The 21,279-nt window shown below is 53.8% G+C and carries 21 protein-coding genes and 1 pseudogene; 10 read left to right on the top strand and 12 right to left on the bottom strand.

Annotated elements, in window-relative coordinates; genetic code table 11:
• Nucleotides 1-470: 470 nt before the first annotated feature.
• The 3 genes from AC2FJB_RS20760 (at nt 471) to AC2FJB_RS20750 (ending at nt 3,656) form a co-directional block, all read left to right on the top strand.
• The gene (locus AC2FJB_RS20760; RefSeq protein ID WP_282121521.1) at nt 471-1,175 is read left to right on the top strand and encodes an SDR family NAD(P)-dependent oxidoreductase; all 705 of its coding nucleotides are present in this window, start codon (nt 471-473) and stop codon (nt 1,173-1,175) included.
• Between the two features lie 343 nt (nt 1,176-1,518).
• Nucleotides 1,519-2,532, top strand: a complete 1,014-nt coding sequence (locus AC2FJB_RS20755; RefSeq protein WP_496720894.1) for a GlxA family transcriptional regulator — start codon at nt 1,519-1,521, stop codon at nt 2,530-2,532.
• A gap of 197 nt (nt 2,533-2,729) precedes the next feature.
• Nucleotides 2,730-3,656 carry a DMT family transporter gene (locus AC2FJB_RS20750; RefSeq protein WP_496720892.1) on the top strand — a complete coding sequence of 309 codons (927 nt, stop codon included), beginning with the start codon at nt 2,730-2,732 and terminating at the stop codon, nt 3,654-3,656.
• Nucleotides 3,657-3,860: 204 nt separating this feature from the next.
• Here AC2FJB_RS20750 and AC2FJB_RS20745 read toward each other — a convergent pair whose 3' ends face one another.
• Nucleotides 3,861-4,451, bottom strand: coding sequence for an isochorismatase family protein (locus tag AC2FJB_RS20745; protein ID WP_481669237.1), 591 nt, complete (start codon nt 4,449-4,451; stop codon nt 3,861-3,863).
• 18 nt (nt 4,452-4,469) lie between these two features.
• Nucleotides 4,470-5,198, bottom strand: coding sequence for a pirin family protein (locus AC2FJB_RS20740; protein ID WP_481669236.1), 729 nt, complete (start codon nt 5,196-5,198; stop codon nt 4,470-4,472).
• A gap of 90 nt (nt 5,199-5,288) precedes the next feature.
• Between AC2FJB_RS20740 and AC2FJB_RS20735 the strand changes: the two genes are divergently transcribed.
• On the top strand, nt 5,289-6,191 hold the full coding sequence (locus AC2FJB_RS20735; RefSeq protein WP_481669235.1) for a LysR family transcriptional regulator: 903 nt from the start codon (nt 5,289-5,291) through the stop codon (nt 6,189-6,191).
• 225 nt (nt 6,192-6,416) lie between these two features.
• Here AC2FJB_RS20735 and AC2FJB_RS20730 read toward each other — a convergent pair whose 3' ends face one another.
• Both AC2FJB_RS20730 and AC2FJB_RS20725 read right to left on the bottom strand, forming a co-directional pair.
• Nucleotides 6,417-7,049, bottom strand: a complete 633-nt coding sequence (locus AC2FJB_RS20730; protein ID WP_481669234.1) for an alpha/beta fold hydrolase — start codon at nt 7,047-7,049, stop codon at nt 6,417-6,419.
• A complete protein-coding gene (locus AC2FJB_RS20725) occupies nt 7,028-7,453 on the bottom strand; it encodes an acyl-CoA thioesterase (protein ID WP_299902285.1) in 426 nt (141 codons plus the stop codon). Before AC2FJB_RS20725 ends, AC2FJB_RS20730 begins: the two co-directional genes overlap by 22 nt.
• A gap of 121 nt (nt 7,454-7,574) precedes the next feature.
• Here AC2FJB_RS20725 and AC2FJB_RS20720 point away from each other — a divergent pair, with 121 nt between their 5' ends.
• Entirely contained in the window at nt 7,575-7,793 is a 219-nt protein-coding gene (locus tag AC2FJB_RS20720; protein ID WP_299902282.1) for a tautomerase family protein, read from the top strand.
• A 153-nt stretch (nt 7,794-7,946) separates the two neighbouring features.
• Here the strand turns inward: AC2FJB_RS20720 and AC2FJB_RS20715 are convergent, their stop codons facing one another.
• Entirely contained in the window at nt 7,947-8,969 is a 1,023-nt protein-coding gene (locus tag AC2FJB_RS20715; protein WP_481667875.1) for a helix-turn-helix domain-containing protein, read from the bottom strand.
• Between the two features lie 96 nt (nt 8,970-9,065).
• Here AC2FJB_RS20715 and AC2FJB_RS20710 point away from each other — a divergent pair, with 96 nt between their 5' ends.
• The 5 genes from AC2FJB_RS20710 to mgrA all read left to right on the top strand — a co-directional run bounded on the left by AC2FJB_RS20710 (nt 9,066) and on the right by mgrA (nt 14,614).
• The gene (locus AC2FJB_RS20710) at nt 9,066-10,577 is read left to right on the top strand and encodes a DUF1214 domain-containing protein (protein ID WP_299902276.1); all 1,512 of its coding nucleotides are present in this window, start codon (nt 9,066-9,068) and stop codon (nt 10,575-10,577) included.
• A gap of 34 nt (nt 10,578-10,611) precedes the next feature.
• Nucleotides 10,612-12,105: a DUF1254 domain-containing protein gene (locus AC2FJB_RS20705; RefSeq protein ID WP_299902273.1), complete on the top strand. Its 1,494-nt coding sequence runs from the start codon at nt 10,612-10,614 to the stop codon at nt 12,103-12,105.
• Between the two features lie 296 nt (nt 12,106-12,401).
• Nucleotides 12,402-12,671 carry an HlyU family transcriptional regulator gene (locus AC2FJB_RS20700; protein WP_481667877.1) on the top strand — a complete coding sequence of 90 codons (270 nt, stop codon included), beginning with the start codon at nt 12,402-12,404 and terminating at the stop codon, nt 12,669-12,671.
• Nucleotides 12,672-12,896: 225 nt separating this feature from the next.
• Complete coding sequence (locus AC2FJB_RS20695; protein ID WP_496720888.1) at nt 12,897-13,421, top strand: cysteine dioxygenase family protein; 525 nt, start codon at nt 12,897-12,899, stop codon at nt 13,419-13,421.
• Nucleotides 13,422-13,546: 125 nt separating this feature from the next.
• The gene (gene mgrA, locus AC2FJB_RS20690; RefSeq protein ID WP_496720897.1) at nt 13,547-14,614 is read left to right on the top strand and encodes an L-glyceraldehyde 3-phosphate reductase; all 1,068 of its coding nucleotides are present in this window, start codon (nt 13,547-13,549) and stop codon (nt 14,612-14,614) included.
• Between the two features lie 222 nt (nt 14,615-14,836).
• On the opposite strand, the gene AC2FJB_RS20685 is transcribed toward mgrA, so the two are convergent.
• From AC2FJB_RS20685 to AC2FJB_RS20655, 7 genes and pseudogenes are all read right to left on the bottom strand, one after another.
• Nucleotides 14,837-15,280: a lipocalin-like domain-containing protein gene (locus AC2FJB_RS20685; RefSeq protein WP_481669231.1), complete on the bottom strand. Its 444-nt coding sequence runs from the start codon at nt 15,278-15,280 to the stop codon at nt 14,837-14,839.
• A gap of 671 nt (nt 15,281-15,951) precedes the next feature.
• Nucleotides 15,952-16,254 (bottom strand): hypothetical protein, encoded by a 303-nt coding sequence (locus AC2FJB_RS20680; protein ID WP_481669230.1) that lies wholly within the window; start codon nt 16,252-16,254, stop codon nt 15,952-15,954.
• Between the two features lie 28 nt (nt 16,255-16,282).
• Nucleotides 16,283-16,912: a hypothetical protein gene (locus tag AC2FJB_RS20675; protein WP_496686221.1), complete on the bottom strand. Its 630-nt coding sequence runs from the start codon at nt 16,910-16,912 to the stop codon at nt 16,283-16,285.
• Nucleotides 16,913-16,927: 15 nt separating this feature from the next.
• Nucleotides 16,928-17,182, bottom strand: a complete 255-nt coding sequence (locus AC2FJB_RS20670) for a hypothetical protein (protein ID WP_496720887.1) — start codon at nt 17,180-17,182, stop codon at nt 16,928-16,930.
• A 162-nt stretch (nt 17,183-17,344) separates the two neighbouring features.
• Entirely contained in the window at nt 17,345-17,638 is a 294-nt protein-coding gene (locus AC2FJB_RS20665; RefSeq protein WP_481669227.1) for a hypothetical protein, read from the bottom strand.
• Between the two features lie 342 nt (nt 17,639-17,980).
• Nucleotides 17,981-19,369, bottom strand: a pseudogene (locus AC2FJB_RS20660) (IS1182 family transposase).
• Between the two features lie 170 nt (nt 19,370-19,539).
• The gene (locus tag AC2FJB_RS20655; RefSeq protein WP_282022466.1) at nt 19,540-21,267 is read right to left on the bottom strand and encodes an adenylate/guanylate cyclase domain-containing protein; all 1,728 of its coding nucleotides are present in this window, start codon (nt 21,265-21,267) and stop codon (nt 19,540-19,542) included.
• Nucleotides 21,268-21,279 lie beyond the last annotated feature (12 nt).

The raw sequence follows: 21,279 nt of genomic DNA, 5'->3' as shown, positions 1-21,279 counted from the left end.
CGAGCGCGCCGAGGCCGTTGTCGGTGAGCTGCATCAAGTTTCATCCAGCAAGATTGCCGCCGTGGTGCAAGAGATTGCCCATACCCGCGAACAGGCCACCCACGTCCATGAAGATGATGGTCACAGCCTTTAACCACGGAAGACATTATAGATTATTGTTCGCGCTGGTGAATGTGTTGCCGTGAACAGCGAGACCACCGGGTTGGAGTAATGTGGGGTCTGTTCCGATTGGGACGGACTCTTATCGTTGGACATTCCGGGCTTTCGCTGCACCACGTTTGAATAGGCAAGAAGCGGACAAATTTGCCGTTGGCTCAATCGTTTCTGAGGACCGATCTCAGCCCAAACCCGACATTCAAAACAAGCCTTTGCAATTCTGGCTTTGCGAACTTTGCTGTCCCTCATCAAACGAACCAAAAGAGTTTTGTGCTACGATTGCAGAGAGACGAAAGCTGTAAGGAGAAGAGGTCATGGATGGCAAGGTTTGCGTCATCATCGGTTTTGGCCCTGGATTGGGCGCCGCATACGCTGAGATTTTCAAGCATGCCGGTTACTCTCTCGCACTGCTGAGCCGTTCGGGCGCCACAATCGGTGACGAGGGTTCAACTGATACGTCAGTTCGATTCTACAGATGCGACGCCGGAGACCCGGATAGCTTGAAAAAAGCGCTTACCGCAGTCCAGAGCGACCTAGGGGAAATTGATGTCGTTATTTACAACGCAGACCTCGCACAGTTTGGAACGCTTGAAGACGTTTCGGAGATCGAGTTCGAGCAGAGCTGGCGCGTAGGGGCTCTTGGTCTTTTTGCCACCGCAAAGCTTCTAGGACCTCAGATGTCCGAACGTGGTTCCGGTGTGATCATCGTTTCGGGCGCGACCGCTGCACTTCGTGGGAACGTTTGGACGACGGTATTTGCTCCTTCAAAGTCTGCCCAACGTACGCTGGCAAATGCACTGGCCAAGCAGCTCGGCCCGCGGGGCATACATGTGGCGTATCTCGTTATCGACGGTGTGATCGACACCGAGGACACACGGACGAACTTTGCTCCAGATGAACCCGACGACTTCTTTATCAAGCCAGAGCGGATTGCGGAGACGGCTCTGATGTTGGCCCGACAAGACAAGTCGGCTTGGACATTCGAGCTCGACATTCGACCCTTCGGAGAAAAGTGGTAGCTCTCTGACAACCCGAAGTTGACATCGAAATTGCTCAAACTAACGGTCTCTCACCAGTGAACAGCCTGGTCCAATATAGATCACCGATTTCCACATCTCTTCCGTCACTTTGCAGTTGTCGGTTCCTCTTCCTTGGTCATCTGTTCGGCTAAGTTTTCCGAGCGCTAGTCTCCTCAAAAAGATCGGCTTTTCACGGTCAAAAAATAATCTCCAAACTGCGTTCATCATCGCTAACACCTCCAGCGAACTTCGTGCCTTTGAAGACTGCACGACATTTTTCGTTTTGCGTGAGTGGCGGAACGGCTAATAAGGGGGCAAATTCACCACTTTGGGAATTTTACCGATGCCATATTCGGTTCAGATCGTTGCCACCCCAGAAACCAGCGCCTCCAGCGTGTTTGGCCTGTACGACACTTTGGTGGCCGCGGGGCGGGACTGGGAACATCTGGTGAGCGGCGAGAAGCCTGCGCCGGTGTTTGACGTCAGCCTCGTTGGCCCGGACATCGAAGGATTTCGTTGCGGAAGTGGCGTGTGGATCGCGCCAGACCAGACATTTGAGAACGCAGACGACGCTGATATTATTGTCGTACCTGGACTGACACTTTCACCGCACGACCGGCTCGACCCCGAACAACATCCTTGTTTAGCGTGGCTTGCTAAGCGCGACTTGGCCAAGACGCGTATCGTGTCAGCCTGTACAGGGGCGGTCTATCTGGCGGAAATAGGTATTTTGGATGGGGTTGAAGCAACCACACATTGGGCTTGGGAAGGCCTTTTTCGGAGGTTTTATCCGAATGTGCGGCTTCGCATCGACCGTGGTCTTTGCTTTGCTGATGCGTCTCGCGGCCCCGTAACGTCAGGTGGGACAACCGGGTGGCAGGAACTCGCTACGTTCCTGATCGCGCATTACGGCGGCACGCAAAGGGCGGTGCGGGCAGCAAAAGTCTGGCTTATGGCCAACCGCGGAGAACTTCAGTCACCATTCAGTTCAATGATCACTACGGCACCACATGTTGACGCCATAATCTCACAGGCTCAGCTATGGATTTCCGACAATTACGCCATCGATAACCCAGTCGCAGAAATGGCTAAACGTTCCGGGTTGCCGCCAACTACGTTTGCACGACGCTTTCGCAAAGCCACGAGTAAGTCACCGCAAGATTACGTTTTGGTGCTGCGAATAGAAGAGGCCCGTCAGTTGCTTGAAACTACCGACTGCTCCGTCGCGGAGGTTGGAGAAGCAGTCGGTTATACCGATACGCCGTCGTTTAGGAGGTTGTTCAAGCGAAAGACAGGACTGACCCCTGTCGAGCACCGCAAAATGTTCGGCCTGTCTCGGTTCTCAAACTACTCCTGATGGACGGTGTTTAAGATTGGCAATCCTATTGATCGCTTAGGGCTCGGTGTCGCCTTTCACGGCCTTACACATAAGTGACTGCTCGCAGCCCGAAGCGGGCATTCTCAACTAGGCTTTGCATTCTCTTAGATGCGGACAAAGCTGTCGTTCTTCGAATCTCTAAAGACGAAATAGAAAATGCGTGATAACTCCAGATTATGGCAACGACATCTGCGCGAAATCGAACGCCCATACCTTACGCACTTGCAGTTTTTGGTGTTCTTTTTGCTTCAATCTGTTTCGGACTGGTTCCCTATTTCAGCCGCAGCCTGACCGAACAGGGCGTCGCACCCTATGCAGTCGCATTCTACCGCTACATTGTTGCGGCGATTCTTCTGCTTCCTGTTCTCATTTTGCACCGAAAAGAATGGCGAGTGATCACTTGGGGCCTTTCAGCTGGAGCCGTAATGGGGCTTGGATGGATCGGGTATGTTACGGCGCTGGAGAAGTTGCCCGCATCGACAGTGGGTGTGCTTTACATGACCTATCCAGTATTCACTCTGATCATTGCTTGGGCCGTGTTCGCTGATGCACCAACGAGGCGCGCATTGTTGGCCTCTGGTCTGATTGTGGTGGCAGCCGTCATTGCTGGCTCGCCCGCATCAGTGCATGCGGAGCACCTACCAACTCTGCTGCTATCCCTTGCTGCTCCATTTGGGTTTGGCTTCGGAATCTGCGTCCTCGTACACAGGTTGTCACGGATTGCGCCATTGGCACGCATCGCGTCAGTTTCTCTGGGGTCTGTACTGGGCCTTGCGCCGCTCATCCTTGGCGCTCAAGTTGGAGAGCTGCTCCCGGGGGAACAATCCGATTGGCTTCTCATTGTTGGTATTGGATTTGTCACCGCGTTCGTGCCCCAACTTATCTATACGATTTGCTCACCCGTAATTGGGGCTTCTCAAACTGCGGTGGTCGGAAGCATAGAGTTACCCACGATGTTTGCTGTTGGATTTCTAGCCTTTGGCGAAACCATTACTTTACCTCAAGCCTTGGCATGTGCGTTAGTTCTGGGTGCAATCGCGATCACTAGAAGCCGCAAGACGCACACAGTATCTGCCGTTCTCGCGAAATCGCCGAAGCAGTAGTACCGGGCTCAGATTTACCATTTTCTACAGTCAGTTTGATAGACTGGTGGCAGCCCAATCCGGACCTTCGCAACTAGACTTTGCAGTTTCCTGCGCAAAGAAAAGGTCATTTGCTACTTCATTCTGAACGGCATTCGAACGCGAATAGCTGCCGCCCTGTGATAGGGCGGCAGCTCCCGTATCGTTTGTGACGGATCGGAGAGTTTATCCGCGGCTCAGGATTTCCTCACCAAGGATCTGCATGATTTTCTGGCCGGTCTCGCTAGCCCAATTGACCGCAAGCTCTGCCAGCAGCGCGCTGGTTGTGGTGAGGTCGACACCGCCGCGCTCCATCTTCCGGAACGCCATCTCATCCGTCAGCGCAGTCGGGGAACCGGAGGCATCGACCACAGCGGTCACAGCAAAGCCTTCGTCGGCGGCGCTGATTGCGGGCGGGGCAAGGCACACGTCGGTGGTGATGCCTGCCATGATGAAATGCTTGCGTCCGGTGTTGCGGCAGGCATCTGCAAAGGCGCTGTCATACCAGCAGTTCACTACGCCGGGGCGTTTGATACGCGCGGCGAAGGCATCTGGCGCGATCTCTTCCAGTGTGGGCATCAGCGGCCCCTGCATGTTGTCTTCCATGCTGGAGGTCAACACCAGCGGCATGCCAAGCTCGGTCGCCGTCCGCGCGAGGGCGCGGGTGTTAGCTTCGATCAGATCGCGGTCAACGGATTTTGCCCAATTCATTGTGCCGACCTGATGGTCGATCAGAACGATGGCTGCGTTGTCGGGGGTCGTTTTCGGGGAGGTCATGTTGATGTCCTTTTCTGGTTAAGAGATTTCGGAAGCGGGCAGATCGAAGATCAGGAGTTCGGCTTCGGCTGAGACCGTAATCTCCAGGTTTCCGGAGCGGAGCAGTCCCAGCCCATCTCCTTTGCCAAGGGGGAAGCCAGTAACAGTTGCCTCGCCTTCGATCATAAAGATGTAGAGGCTGCGATCAGGGCTGTGCGGATTGAAACTCAGCACGCCGTGGCGGTCCATTTTGCCGTAACTGAGACGCACTTCCTGCTGTACAACAAGGGAGCCTTCGGCACCGTCGGGCGACAGCACCAGCTGGAACCGATTGGTGTGGTCCGCGGTTTCCAGCTCTTTGCTGGAATAAGCCGGCGCCAACCCTTCGAATTGCGGCTCGAACCAGATTTGCAGAGCTCGCATCGGCATTGTCCGCGAGTTGTTCACTTCGTTGTGGAGGATACCGGTGCCAGCGGAGATCACCTGAAGGCCCTTCGCTTTTACAGTGCCGTTGTGAACGGGCACCACCGGATCGATATGTGACACCTCTCCGTCTACCATGAAGGTAACCACCTCGACATCCTGATGCGGATGCAGGCCAAATCCCTTGGCGCCGGGGGACAGCGTGCCGTCATCGATTGTGATCAGCGGGCCGAACCTGCGCCGCCCTGCTTCCAGATGCGGCTTAAACGACATATACGCTTGCATGAAGCCGAAGTCCTTGAACTCTCGTGTCGCGGCGGGGTGGTAGACCGTATCTGTCTGCATTTCTCATATCCTGGCCTGTTCGCTGGGACAGAATTTAGGGACTCCATTCGTTCTGGAAAATGATCCCTTTGTTAACTACTGTTCGTAATTATGAACGATAGATTCTATTCCTGCGCCAAGGCCCTGGTGGCTACTGTTCGTGCTGGCTCGATGAGTGCAGCAGCGGCAGAGCTGAACACCACGAAATCATCGATCAGTCAGAAGCTTGCGCTGTTCGAAGCTGAATTGGGGCTGGTATTGCTGGACCGGTCAGGTCGGGCGGTGACCCCGACCTCAGCCGGGCGCAGAATATTCGAGATCTGCACGGTGCCTGTTGACGCAGCGCTTGAGGCAGAGGCAGAGCTTGGCTTCGCCAGAGGCGGGAAGATTGCTGGTCGAGTGTCGGTCTCGGGCCCCAATAGCCTGCTTGGCACCGTATTTGTCCCGCTCCTGACTGGGCTTCAATCCCGCTATCCAAATGTCGAACTTGAGCTTCATGCAGACGATTCCAGGTCGGATTTTGCGACAGAAGACATCGATCTGGCATTCAGGACCGGCCCCGCCGATAAAGGACGGTTCATCTCGGCAGCCTTACCGCCAGCGCAGCGGGCACCTTACGCGAGCCCGCTGCTATTGGAGCGGATGAGAACCGTCAACCAGCCTGCTGATTTACTCTCGGTGTCATGCGTTTTGCGCACACAAGAATCAGGCAAATGGCTATTCAAGAACGAAGCAGGTCAAAGTGAGGCCGTTGCGCCGCCCGTCGGCTTGCGAGTCAATACGATGGAGCTCGCAATTACAGCAGTTTTAACGGGGCATGCAGTTGCCATGCTGCCCACATTGCTGGCGCAACAGGATGAACGCGCTGGCAACCTCGTGCGCCTTCTTCCTGAATGGTCTACCGAACCAGTTCCCCTGAATTTACTTTGCCGCCTTGAACGCTTGGCCGCTCCGCAGGTCGCTGCGGTTCGGCAATACGTTATGGAGGCACTAAAATCCGCACATCTGTTGTAGCCAGTCAATCTCGACTGAGCTGTATGACGGTACGTGGAATCCACTTAGCTCAAATCAACAAGCCGCTAAAAATTTAATGGTGCGAGACCTCCTGGTTGACGTATTGATGTGCAACATCTTCCCCGAAGCGGTGGTTGAAGTAGGACAATCGGGAAGGAAGCAATAACCATTCTTATACGGGCGATTTCGCTGTCTGCCCACTCGTGCAAGAATCGACGGCCACGTTCAAATTGCGGACATTAGAATTCGGACCAAGTCTTCAGGCCTATCGATCATCACGTAGTGCCCGAATGGCACCGAAATTGCTGTCCACCCCGACTGATGCTGGTATCGCTCAAAAAACGGTTGGCCAAGCCCTGGGACCCAGCCGGTGGCATAGATGTAGGTCCGCTTTAACACCTTGGCTCCGCCGCTCACCAGTTGAATCGGTTGCTCAAATGTCTTGATTGGTTGGGCGACATTTCGGCGGTCCACCCACGCACAGTCTGCTCCATTCACCGAAAAAGCCTCCGCTGGGCCCGGCGCGACTTTGCCATCGACGTCGCTATCACGAAGCCCTGCCGCGATATCCGCAGGCAAAACGTCCAAGGCCGCCTGCCCATCGTCCGGCACGAGCGCATCGAGGTACACAAGTGAGCGAATGTGGTCGGGCGCTCTATCCGCAACTCCGGTGACAACCATGCCGCCATAGCTATGACCGCACAAAACAATGTCGGAGAGTTCTTCGCACGTGATCACTCCCAGGACATCCTCGATATGCATGGCCAGATCGGTTTCGTCACTCACGAGGTGCGCACGTTCACCCAACCCTGTCAGTGTCGGGACTTTCTGGTCATTCAGGTTGGGTTCTCCAACCATTTGGTTGCACGTTCGCGAACATCGTCGGGTATCTCTGTAGCTTGGCGGGTTTCGAGGCTTAGCAGTACGCACTTGAATTCGGTTTCAAACGCCATTTTGTTGCCGTCAGCTCGAAAAAGCCGATGTCTAAAGGTCATGGATTTAGAGCCAATCGCTAAAACTTCCGTCTCCAGCCGTATCGAGTCGCCAGCGGTAAGCTCTGCGCGGAAATCGCTTTGTGCGTTGACTACAGCGAATGAAACCCGGCGTCCCGTTCGCATATCGTTTGCGGTTAACCCCATTTCAGATTGAATGGCTAGTACACCGTCGGAACATGCGGCGAAGTACCTCGAAACATTCATATGTCCAAGAAAATCGCAATCCGTTGGATCAACGACCGAGCGAAATGAAACCATTGCTGACATGTGGATGCTCCTCTCGAACTGCGTTGGTTTCTTACTAGAATGGGCATTGCATGTCATCTTGTGGAACAATCGGCCGAGTATAGATCAGCATTTTGGTAAGTCTTGTGAAATGGAGTGTGCGATGCCCTCAATTGAAATTCAGGTGCTTGAAGGCGTGTTTTCGGCAGAAGAAAAAGGCAGGATAATACAAAATGTCACCAAGGCCTTTGGAGAAGTCGCCGGGCAAACAATACAAAATGGAACGTCTGTCCGGTTGCTAGAAGTGAGCAGCGGCTCATGGGGTTACGCGGGAAACATTCTAACAACAAAAGACGCTTTGGAGATGCGCGCCCGTGGTTGACAAAGCATCTTAGGACCGGGTCAGTTTTCGGCAGCTTTGGGCTCACAGTGGTCATCTGACAGTTTTTGTTGGGCATATGAGCTGTCCCGACCTGGTCAACGGCGGCAGTGCGGACTTAGCAGGCATTCGAAGACTGGTCTCGCGACCCACAAGTCAACTATGGTCGGAGTTCATCTTGCGATAGTCAGAGGGCGCCAGTCCCGTCAACTTCCTAAATGCGCGGCTGAAATTGTTTGCGGTTTCATATCCTAGCATGGAGGAGATACTGGAGACTGTCTCGCGCGTATCCGTTAGGAGTTCCTCGGCCCTTGCTACCCTAACATCGTTGACGATTTCGCGAAAACGAACCCCTTCGCTTGCTAACTTCCGTTGTAGTGTGCGAACGCCAAGATCGAGCGAACGCGCGGTGGCATCAATCGACATTTCCTCCCGATGAAGTTGTTGCCAAACCACCTCTTCGACTTGTCCTCGAAGTGTTCGGGGGGGGCCGCCCAATCGTTCACGAGAAATATCTCCGACAGTTGTCGAGCCGCCGCTAAGTTTTTTGGGCGTGGCTTCGGCTCGCAAAGTCGATGCATCAAACTCAACCCCAAGCCGGGTGGCGTTCCAGATTACAGGACAAGCGTAGGTGTCTTCTGCCTCGACAAATCCAGGAACCTTCGGGAAGTCCAAGAGCACGGCCGATGGCTTCCAGTCGTTTCCTAAATACGCGCGGAATATGCTCAGAAAAACCCCAACGGCCGAGAAACCGATGTCCGGATACGCGAAATGCGAGCGAAGTCCAAAACGATAACAGTAACGCGCGCTAGTACCCGAAGTTTCAAGCCACGCGCGATCCGCGGACGAATGAAATGGCATGACGGCAGAAGCTCGTATTAGCGCTGCCCCCAGCGTTGGAGCAGAAAGAACGTAGCTCCCCCAGGCGCCGTAATCAGCGACAGTGAGATACGGTGACCACAACAATCCGATGTTTTGTTGTCCCGCGGATCGTGCGGCTTCGTGCACAAAGGTCGCCAAGGCATGCTCCGAGATGTAACCGCCTCTTTCCTCAATGAAGTGAACAGGAAGATCGGCCGAGTCAAAAGCACGCAACAGGCGCCTTTCCCCTGCGGCCTCAAGCACAAACTGGGGCATCGCGCCCAAGGCCTTGGCCGAAATCATCGGTGGTAGGTTCAATCCGTCAACCCGCTTGTTCGCCCGCGTGTCGTGAAATGATACGCATCGGCTGAACGGATGTGCAAGCTTTCCCTAAACAGCAGGGAGCATTGCAATATGAAAATACTTCGGCCATTACACGGCGGTTTTTCGATGCATTTTTGGGGAATGGTGCTCGGCGCAGGTATTTCTGCTTCACCAGTTTTCTCCCAGTCCTTCAACGACACGGGCGACATCCTTGCACGATCAGCCGAGGTCGAGGACATCGAGTACAAGATCATGGTGCAGCGTGCCACTCAGACGGCCATCTGGGGAATGCCCGCCGCTGGTATGATCGATTTTCTGAAGGGCATTCGCCGCGACCTCGGTGGCGACTACAACGACATCATTTATCTCAACAAGCCGTTCGATTCCAAACATGGGTTTCTTACGGCTAACGATGTTACGGCCTATGCTTGGGCTTCAATGACCTCCGAACCCGGTCCCCTCGTCATTGAAGTGCCCGCAGCTACCGACAAGGTGAACTACTTCGGTACAATCGTGAATGCTTGGGATGTTCCTATCGTGGACGTTGGTCCCGATGGTTTCGATGAAGGTGCCGGCGGCAAGTACCTCATGCTACCTCCAGGCTACGAATGGGATATGTCCCTGGAGGAATTAACTGAAGCAGGATACCTTCCCTTTGAAACAGATACCTACGAATATGGGTTTTCGTTCCGGCCAAAACTGAAGAATGGCGGAACGGACACCGATGCGGCCGACTACGCTCAGACGATCAAAGTGTACTACCTGTCTGAGGCTGACAATCCACCACCCAACAACTATCTGGAAGCGTCAGAAGTGCCGTACGACTCGCTTCCTTACTACAACGAGACCTTCTTTCAGGATTTGAACGATTACGTTCAAAACAACCCCGTCAGACCACAAGACAAGGTCATGGTAAATTTCCTGAAGGATCTCGGGGTCGAAAAGGGAAAACCTTTCGAGCCATCGGAAATTCAGATGCAAGCAATGAATGAGGGTTTGTTGTTGGCGTATGCCTCAATGCAGAACTACTTTGTAACGCCCGGCAAAGCCATGATTCCGCTCTGGGTCGACGATAGCGGCGAGATGAAAAGCCAGTGGCTGATATGGGACTTTGCCGAAGGTCAACCCGAGGCAGGTTTCCCGTATGAGACTGAGACCGAAGTCCTTGTGGATGTGCGTGCGGGCGGCAGCTACTTCTGGATCACGTACCTGCCGAAACAACTCGGTGGCGGTACCTTTTATCTGACGGGCCTTCGCGACAGCGACGGCGAAATGTACGACCACAATCAGACTTACAGACTTAACGTGCCAGCAGACACACCTGCTGACGATTTCTGGTCCGTGATTGTTTATTCGATGGAGACCAAGAGCTTCATCCGGAACGTTGATCCAGTGGGCCTGTCCGAGCGCGACACTGATGCGATGCAAGCCAATGAAGACGGTTCTTACGACATCTTTTTTGGACCAGAGGCACCGGAAGGGATGGAAAGCAACTGGATACCAACCACAGAGCCGTACTTCCTTTTGTTCCGTCTATATGGGCCGCAAGACGGATGGCTGGAGAGTGGCTGGATGCTGGGCGATCTAGAAAAAGTAAACTGATCAAAAAAAACAGAAATTCCCAATGGAGCGAACAATGAAAACAAAGTCGTTAGCTGTGCTGACTGCCCTGGTACTCGCATCGCATTCTTCAGCCCAAGAATTCAAAGCCGACGTGCCTGAGAATGTTCTTACACCAGACAAGGTCGAGACCCAGACGCTTGGTGATCTGGAATTCTTCGATGGCATGCCATCACCTGAGACGGTGGCGAAAGTCTTCGACAACCTTGATCTGATCAGAGCAACGACGGCTTTCCTGGACGGCATGAAGATCGCTTCGCTTCGGGCTATGTTTCAGGGATACGAAGACTTGGGCGTCAATCCTAATGACGTCGTGATTGCAGAAGACCTGCTGGATGCGCGGTCCATCTGGCTGACGCCCAATACAACCACAATCTACATTGGTTCGAATGTCGATATCTCGGATGGCCCGATGGTGATTGAGGTTCCGGCAGGCCTGCTTGGGTTGCTTGATGACGCCGCGTTTGACTATGTGACGGATATCGGGGCGCTCGGCGCGGATAAGGGAGAAGGTGGCAAGTATCTACTTTTGCACAACGACGATGAAACGCCGGTGCCCGAGGGCTACTTCGAACTACGCACAAAGACATATGAGCACTGGTTGTTGCTGAGACGCTCGCCAGACGCAGACGGAGATACGGCTGGCCCTGTTGCCGAGATCAAGGCGGGTCTGAATATCTATCCGCTTAGTGAAGCGGACAATCCTCCAGCGGAAACTTTCCTGAATATCTCCGGTGTTCAACACAACACTGTTCACGCGAACAACGAAGACTTTTTTGAAGAGATCCACGTCGCGCTCGAAAACAATCCAATTGGTGCGTTCAGTCCGGAAATTGTAGGAACGTTTGCTTCCATAGGGATCAGGAAGGGCGAGCCCTTCGAACCCGATGCCCGTATGCAGGCCATTTTCAAGGAGGCAGCAGCGATAGCAAATGCCACGGCGCGAGCGATTACGTATGCCTCGCGCGATCCGGGAGTTTTCTTTTATGAAGACCGGCAATGGAACTCACCGTTTCAACGTCAGAGCTATCTGTTTCTTGAGGACGGTGCACGCATACTCGATGACCGTTCATACTTTTTCTATATGGCGACGGGCATAACGCCTGCGATGACCTCGCCACCGGTCGGTACGGGGTCTGTCTATGCGATGACGGCGCGAGACAACAACGGACAGTACCTGGATGGCTCAAAAACCTACAAGGTAACGCTCCCGGCACCCGTTCCCGCGAAAAACTTTGCGTCGTTTATGTTGTATAGCGGACAGACACGGTCGATCCTTGAAACTGACCAGCAATCCGGTGGTATCGACTCTAATCGACCGGGGATAAAGCCGAATGAGGATGGGAGTACCAGCATCTATTTTGGCCCGGAAGCCCCAGAAGGTTGGGAGAACAACTGGGCGCAAACCATGCCCGGGCAAAGCTTCAACGTGATGATGCGCCTCTACGGACCGCTCGAGCCTTGGTTCGACAAGACCTGGCGTCCTGGTGATCTGGAACTGGTAGAATAAAGCGACAGCCGCGACTATCGGGCGACGCTACTTTTTGGCGTCGTCTGGCATTTTCTTCGGTGTCGGTTTTGGGCTCAAAGCGGTCGTCGTCGGCGGCGTGTCAGAATGGCGGTCTGGACAGTCTTACAAGGGAGCGTGGTGTGGGGAATGGACTTCTACCGCGGATCTGGACGTACTAGGCAACGCAAGGAGCGTGCCAACGGATCGAAGGCAAATGTTGTGATAGCCGACATGCTTCACGCCTGTCCTAAGCGGCGCTAGTCTCCCGTCATAGCAACGCTGAAAGGAGCCGCCCAATGTCCCTCTTCTGTAAACTCTTCGGTGGTGGTGAAAAGTCGGAGCCGGAGCCAGTCTCTTACAGAGGGTTCGAAATCTTTCCGGACCTGATGCCCGAAGGTGGCAAGTACCGCCTTCTAGCCCGTATCGAAAAGACCATCGGCGGAAATCGCAAGACCCATACAGTGATCCGGGCGGATGTTTTTGAGACCCGAGATCAGGGCGAAAGCTTCAGCATCGCAAAGGCGAAACAGGTGATCGACGAGCAGGGCGAACGCATTTTCGATTAAGCAAACAGACAGCCTAATTTATGCGATGCAATCGACGGATGGTTCCGCAAATTAGACATCCGCCCCGATCTGGCGAAAGAACGCTAAGCAAGCCAAGCAGTCATTGGAAGTCTTAGATGCCCGATACATGCAGCTGCAATCTGGGTCCCAATTTCGTCTATTTTACAGCATGTGCTACCCTGTTGCATTTATCGTATGCAATTGGGGGCTGAAGATATGTGGAACATGGAACAGTTTGTAGCGGACTGCCGGACCGCAGTAGATCAGGACGCGTCTCACAAATCGGTGGCTGAGGTGGTGGACCGGGCGATGCGCGATCCCGCGGGCGTGACGCAAGCCTTGGGAGAGCCGACCGAAAGCAGTATCTTTCCCATTTACAAGTCAGGTGATCTGACAATCGTCAACGTCGTATGGAAGCCAGGAATGACCATAATGCCCCACAATCACGAAATGTGGGCCGTGATCGGTATTTATGGTGGTCGAGAAGATAACATTTTTTGGCGGCGCGTCGCAGATGACCCTAACGGACGCATTGAAGCGGCGGGGGCTCGAGCATTGTCGACGGGTGAATATGCTCCGCTTGGTAAGGACCTCATTCACTCGGTTATAAACCCTATCCCCAAGTTGACCGGAGCAATCCACGTATACGGCGGGGATTTTTTTGAAGCTGAGCGAAGCGAATGGGATCCTGAAAACCTGACGGAACATGCCTATGACATGTCGAAGGTTCGCGCGTTATTCGAGGACTAGTTTGCAGTTTGACAATTTGCGCTGGCAATGCCTGAGGCATGTTCCGTCTATACGGCAGGCTTCGCTGATTGCTGATTACTATCTCGTTGAATTGACACGGGGTGATGATCTCGGATTATGGACAGATGAGCAAATTACAACGCCCCTCGAAGCCTCGGCCACGCCCATTTCTTCCTAATCCGGACCGCTACGAGCAAATGGTCTATCGCCGTTGTGGGCAGTCTGGCATAAAGCTACCCGCGATAAGCCTTGGGCTATGGCACAACTTTGGTGGGGATACCCCGCACCAGACAAAGCGCGATCTCTGCCGCACTGCTTTTGACTTGGGTATAACGCACTTTGATTTAGCAAATAACTATGGCCCGCCGCCGGGATCGGCGGAAGAAGCATTCGGTGAAATTTTAAAAACTAATTTCGCAGGCTATCGGGACGAACTCATCATATCTACCAAGGCAGGGTATGATATGTGGCCGGGCCCCTATGGGGAGTGGGGATCACGAAAGTATCTTGTGGCCTCTTGTGATCAGTCGCTCAAGCGGATGGGGTTAGAATACGCAGATATCTTTTATTCCCACCGTTTCGATCCAGATACCCCTCTGGAAGAAACTATGGGGGCCTTAGACTATATAGTGCGCTCTGGGCGCGCACTTTACGTCGGAATTTCAAGCTACAACTCGCAACGAACGCGCGAAGCGCTGGCCATCTTGAAAGACCTTGGCACGCCGTGCCTGATTCATCAGCCGTCGTATAACCTACTCAACCGTTGGGTTGAGCGGGACGGGCTGTTGGATACGCTTGACGAATTGAACGTGGGATCGATTGCGTTCACGCCACTTGCCCAGGGTATTTTGACATCGAAGTATCTGAACGGCATTCCCGAAGACAGTCGTGCGACCCAAGGCAAGTCTCTATTGGACGGCATGATCAACGAACGTTCATTGACGAGTGTCAGGGCTCTAAACGATATAGCGGCGTCACGCGGTCAATCATTAGCTCAGATGGCGCTTGCTTGGGTGCTGAGAGGTGACCGGATTACGACAGCCCTTATCGGCGCTTCGCGTCCTGAGCAGATCGTGGATTGCGTAGGTGCGGTCCAGAATTTGGAATTTACCGAAGCGGAACTCGCTAAGATTGACGAGGTAAGCTCGGAAGAGGAAATCAATCTCTGGGCGCGATCCTCGGAAATTGAGTAAGATTGTTGACCACTGATTTTTGGTGCTAGCAGGTTCTTCTGCTTAATCGCATGGCGTTTCTGCTTTGGGCTCAAAGCGGTCATCTGACAACATCTGTCAGCCATCAAAGGCCTCCCAGTGCGCCGGAGGTCGGCAGTGCAGACCAAAGCAGACATTTGTGTTAGGCCACATGTATCCAGAAACCGATACGGGCCGACCTTTGGCTATTCTATCGTGAGAGCGCTATACCTTCGTAAATTCCATCCGATAAACGACTTCTTCGCCTGTCTTGGGGTCGATACCGGGAGCTCCACTAATCACCAATCTATCACCTTCGAGCACAAATGGACGTGAAAGGTCGCCGTGCCAGTTTGGGTTCCAAGACCCATCAACATGATGAACGACGCGGTCTTCTTCGAGCGAATAAGACGCGACGTAGGCAAGCATGTCGTCGAAAAGCTGGGCTTTTTCGCTCTCAGTCCAGCCATTTCGGCCTGAGTTCGGGCGATCTCGTCTGAAAACAGTGGCCATCATTCGCCCGTCTGCGTGGTATGCAATATAGCCAATTGGCTCGGGCCCCAGTGCATCGGTAATTTCACCCGTTGTCACCGACTGCCGCGTCCATGCATGCATTTTCCATGACCCAATCAAAGCGCTTCTGTCCAAAATCAAGCCCCTTGTATCCATCAGCGTTTAGACAGTATTCCACCAAACCTAGCCGAATTCCACCAAACCTAGCCGAACTTCCGTTGGTGTTAAGTAGGAAGTTCCTGGGTCAGCCAAGTTTGGTCACTCTGGGCTCGAAGCGATCATTCGCGGCAGTTGGTACGAACGACCACTCTGCGGGGTGATTTCAACGGACGAAACCGCCATTCGCCGCACCAGCAACGTTGTCAGATCCGAATTTCTGGAATGCGCAGATAGCAGACTTTGCAAAGTCGCGCAGAACGTCCCTTATCAAGCTTTTCGATATCGATCTCGGTTCCGCGCTAGTGATGTGCGTTTCGACCAGAGTATGGGTCGGCTCTCGCGCTGTCGTTGCCGCATGCGCAAGTTTGGTCGCAATGGTTTGGGTAGTAGAACGGGCAGAGTTCTTTCTCTGATCCTTGCGTTTGTCGACACTAATCACGTTAGCCATTTGACGTTTGATACACGGTCATAGGTCGCTCTATTCAAAGCCTGCCGCGTTCAACTGGAAGGCCATATCAAGTTCAGGATAAACACCAAAACGAAAATGACCGGAATGAATATTAACGCCTGCTGTAACTTCGAGCGGTTCTCGAACCATCCCATGCTTCTTATGGCCCAATACGCACCGCCACACAAAAGCCCCGTGACTATGGCGTGTACCCAATCCATTAGCAGTCTTGCGATGGTAGCATGGTGACATCAGAGTAGCGGCCCTCAGCAGTCGTTATACGTGCGCAGGCACCCGTATCACGATTGAACCAATATGAGGTGAGACCTTCGGAGCGGATCAATTCATAGCCGAGGTTCTGAATGCCCATTTCCGCTTGCCCCGCGCGGGCACCCTCGAACGCAGATAGATCGGACGCACTGCCGACAGCAGGTTGACCTGGTGCTGCGGATGGGCTGGGCTCATCACAGGCCGCGAGGCCCAGGGCAGCAAATCCAATGGTTAGAGGAGCAAAAGATTTCATGGTCATTTCCCTTTTCAAAGTCGTGGGATTACTCAATTCCGATGCCAATATCGAAGGTAACTGGTTGCGCCCCGGCGTTGACGACCTCAACCACATGATCGCCGGATTGCCAGAGTTGGCCATAATAGGGCGTGTCTGAAGAGATCAGATCCAGCAGAAGCGAACCGTCAGGATTAAAAATCTCGTAGTCCAGCGCACCTCCGCGTGAGCTAACGTCCACCCTTAAAAACTGGCCATTTGCAGCGCCAAGCACATATCGGACTGATGTGTTTGCGTTCAGCGTGCCAGACAAAGCCGCTCCGCTGGTGCCTTTTGCGAACTGGACACGTTGTGTTCCCGAAACGACCGGTGGTACACCGTCTGAACCGGCCATTGCGCCTTGGCCGTCATCTGCGGCCTGTGCGACACTGAGTTCAGCGACTTGGCCATCGTTGGCGACGAGGCATCGCCAGACCGTCTCGCCGCGATCTTTCAGCATTACAAGCGAATTTGCTTCGGAAAACTCCGTTGAGAGCACCGTACCACCTTGCCCGTCGGGCCCGCCGACAGCACGTAATTGATCGATACAGCCGTCAATCGCCTCCTGTCCAACTTCCGCTGCGTAGCCGACTACGGGCGAGACGCAGAGGGACAAAGTTAAAACTATGAATCGCATCATTCTAAACTCCCTAATTTAATTGGATTTGGCAGCATCCCGTAAACCTTGCAGTACGCCGTCGCATTCGCTTGCTGCACCGACAATTGCCTCACCGCTGCCCTCAGTGTCCGGTGTTAATTCCCGCAGATTGCTAACTGCGCGGTTGAAGACTTGGTTCACTTCCTCTTTAGTCAGTAGATCCTCCTGCTGGGCAGCGCTGGCGATACCACAACCACCTGCTGACAAGCTCGTCACAACACCTACGCCTGCGCCAGTTCCGATGCCCAACATACCCACCGCCGATACCTCCAACGATCAGCCCAATATCAGTTTACCCACGCGTTCTCTCCCCAATGTTCGGAGTTGTCCATTAATTGTCACTGGCAAATGACACTGCGCCGTCTTCTGTACTGTGTCTCAGGGTTTGAAGTGTTTTGAGCGAACTTGGCGAGGCTAGAGAGTGCCTTCGTCCGATAACGACATGATGCCATCTGTTGCACCGTCACTATAGGCGATGCACTGCCAAGGAGCGCGGTCAGGCCCAACGCCGACGCGCACAAGGGTTCCGGCTTCAGAAAACTCTGAACCGAGCAGTGCAACATCAGGATTGTTGGTAGTTGCTGCGACATCACGAAGGCATGCCTGTTCCGCGGCAGTCGGCGTCGCTGAAGTGCCGCTAGTTGTGCTGCTGTCTTCGCAGGCGGCAAGAATTGTAGCTATTGGAACGACCAAAAGTATTTTTTTCATAGTACCCCTCAATCCTATTGTCACAGAATTGGTTCCAGGTGCCTTACGGCGGAAGCCTATTGTTTTCTATATTCAACAATACGATTTCGATACTATTGGTCAACAATTGTGTTTTGTTCGCGTTGGTTGACTTATTGTGCTTCGCGTCCAGTGATTGCAGCAGCCTCCGTTGATCAATTTTGTATTTTTTGTACTTCTTGGGATATGCAAGGCTTGGTCTTGAATGCCCGGTTTGGGCTGTGAGCGACCGCTTTGGCTCGCCGTACTGAAGGTCTGCTCCCAGCCTATTCCGTTGAAAAACTCTTGGGTTTGTCGTTTATATCTGCACAGCCGAGATCTTGGTCAGATAGCGGGTATCTTTTGGGTAGCCGGGATGAGCCTTGTGAGTTTCTGAGGTTTTGGGCGGTGGCGGCGAGGTGGAATTCGTCCCGAGCGCCGCATGGGCCACGTAATCGAAGGCGCCCGAGACCGAGGATGCGCTTGAGATGGGCAAACAGCATCTCGACCTTCTTTCTGAGCTTGCACGAAATTACATATTGGGTGGTCTGGGAGATGGCACGAGCCACGTCTCGGGATGGTTCATGGATGGAGCGCGTCACCTTGCGCTGTGGCTCTTTCGGGCAGCATCGGCTCTTCAGGATGCAGGCGGCGCAGTCGGGTTTGCTGGCGCGGTAGCGCAGGATCCCATCCTTGTCCGGCCTGGGCTTTCTCGGTTTTGTGTAGGCGCGGCGATATTGTTTGAGTTCCTTGCCAGCAGGGCAGATATAGGCATCGTTTTCAACGTCAAAGGTGAAGTCGGTGCGCTCGAAGGTTCCATCGTTGCGGCCGGATTTGTCGATAACCGGGATATGTGGGGCGATGCCTTGATCGACGAGCCAACTCAGCATCGGTCCAGAGCCATAGGCGGTGTCTGCGATCAGCCTCTCAGGGTTCAGATCGTGGCGTTCGCGCACCCGGTCGACCATGGTTCGGGTCGCGCCAACCTCAGCTTGGCGGATCGACCGGGTTGCTTCCACGTCCAGGATCACTCCGTTGTCCGTGTCGATCAGATAGTTGGCTGAATAGGCAAAATAGGCGGGCCCACCCCGCGCGCCAGCCCATTGAGAGGCCGGATCGGAGTGCGAGGTGAACTTCGGTTTCACCGCACTTGCTGCACCGAAGGCGGCGTCATCCAACGTATCCAGGTATTCCCTAACGGCGCGGGGGTGCTTCTTCAGGGATGATTTTCTCAGGTGCCCAATCCCGCTGCGGTGAGGAATTCTGCCGGTTGGCATCAACTTGGATCAGGCTGGTGTCAGCTGCGAAGCGCTGCCCACTGGCCAACCCTTCCTCGATACAACGCGCTACAACCGTCTCGAACAAATGCCGCAAAAGATCACTGTCTCGGAAACGACCGTGCCGGTTTTTCGAGAAGGTCGACTGGTCCGGCACCGGATCAGTGAGATCTAGGCGACAAAACCAGCGGTAAGCGAGGTTGAGATGCACCTCGTCGCAGAGCCGTCGCTCGGACCTGATGCCCATCACGTAGCCTATCAGCAGCATCCGGATCATCAGTTCCGGATCAACGGACGGTCTGCCAGTCGAACTATAGAACGCAGCAAGGTGCCGGCGGATATCAGACAGTTCAACGAACCGATCTATACCTCGAAGAATATGGTCTTGCGGGACATGATCCTCAACCGAGAACTCGTAGAACAGTGACCCTTGTGCTTGCTGCCTTGGCCCCATCATCGCTCATTCTCCTGTTCAGTACAGGAATTGAATCAGCGACTTGCACGTCGATCAAGGAAGATTTTTTCAACAAGATAAGCCCAAACCCGACATTCAAACCCGAGCTTTGCAGTTACCAAGATGCGCGATCAATCTGCCGGATTTGTCAGCGCGACTTGGTTCCGGCACCGCTATTCTGGCAACCCTGCCCGGCGAAGTGCCTCAAAGTAGCGTTTAGCGCCTTCAGAGCCGCCATAGTCCACGTTGCTACGCCACTTCGAAATCGTTTCACTAGGTTCCATTTGCAGCATTTGCGCCAAAGCCACGGACGCTTTCTCAGGTTCCCCAAGCATTGCGTGAGCAGCGGCCCTCGTGCTGTGGAGCGCGGCATAGTTTTTTGAGAAGCGCAGACCTGCTTCTGCAAAGGCGATAGCATCATGATCTCGACCAAGCATTACGCAAGAGGTGGCGGCACCTCCGGAAGCACCCACGAAAACGGCTCCATATCGGCCCAACCGAAGCGCCGTCTGAAAGCAACTCAATGCCATTTTAGGAAACCCGGCCCAGTTGTATCCCCAACCCATAAACAAATGCAGGCGGGCATCTAATGGCGCTCGTTGCCGGATTTGCTCAAGCGCCACGGAAAGTCGATCCGCATCCCCATCCACATTGTAGTCAGCCACTGCAACACTCAGATCAAGCGTTGGGCTTTGCCCTGCCATCTGCCGTCCGGCCTCGATCCAGCGTGGCAATTTCTCATAGTAAGATGACAGCTCGCGACGAAGATCATAAGTTCTTGCGCCATTCATTGTCCAAATGGCTTCGGCATAGGCGGCAGCGAGGGTTGGTTTAGCCTCAATGGCCCTGGCGTGATATGCCAACGTCTCTTCGTAGCTGTCGATACCGGCATCCGACCAAGCGATCATGCCCATCAGGACGCACTGCTCGGCGGTCAGTTCGACTTCTGGCAATGCGGAGAGTTTTGCGGTCTCAGACTGAATCAAGATCCCACTAACCGCATCCAACAGCTTTTCTACGACCTCGTCCTGCCAATCGAAGATAGCTTCGACCAAACCGTCGAACTTCTGAGTCCAGATTTCAGAACCAGAAGGGTCATTTAAGCGGGCTTCCAAACGCAATCGGTCACCGTGTCTACGCAGCATGCCGCGAAGCGTATATCCCTCTGGTGGCTCCGTGGAGGATATCGCCGCGTTTAACCAGTTGATCGTTCGAAAATAAGAACCGAAATCTGAAGTGAGAGCTGCGGCCATTTCCTTTAGTTCAGTGCGTTGGTCGCTGCACGTCACAGGATGGATGGAGAGCTTTGGCAAGCTCGTCTCTGTGAAAGAATGCGAGCTTTGCGATGCGCCCTGGTGCGGTCCATCGTGAATCCACACATCCAGGCTGCGCTCGATGTTCTTGAGCTTCTTCTTCCCTACAGCTTTAAACGCGTCTGCCAGAGTGTGTTCAATGTTCAAGTGTACGGGTTCAGAAATAGCGATGCCACCGGTTGGCGCAATTCTCTCAAGGCGCGCGGCAATGTTTACACCGTCACCCAAGATGTCGTCACCTTTTTCTGTGATGTCTCCCACATGAACACCGATCCGCATGTTCATTAACGAGTGTTCAGCCAACTGCTCTTGTAGCTGCATTGCTGCGGTCACAGCTTGCGCCGCGCTGTCAAATCGCGCCAGCCAACCATCACCCATGCTCTTCACGACCCGACCTGATTGGCCCGCTATTGTTGGGGTGACGATGTCACTTTCCAGGTGATCAAGCATTAGAAGTGTAGCGTGCTCATCTTTGTGCATGAGCGCCGAATACCCAACGACATCCGCGGCCAGTATTGCCGCCAATTTTCGTTGCAATTGTTGTCCCTTGCTCGACATGCTTTGACAATAGTAGATGCGGCTCTTCACTCCAACTGGCTG

This window comes from Ruegeria sp. CDSC085 (genome assembly GCF_059610465.1).
This window is presented reverse-complemented; position numbering and strand designations above follow the sequence as displayed.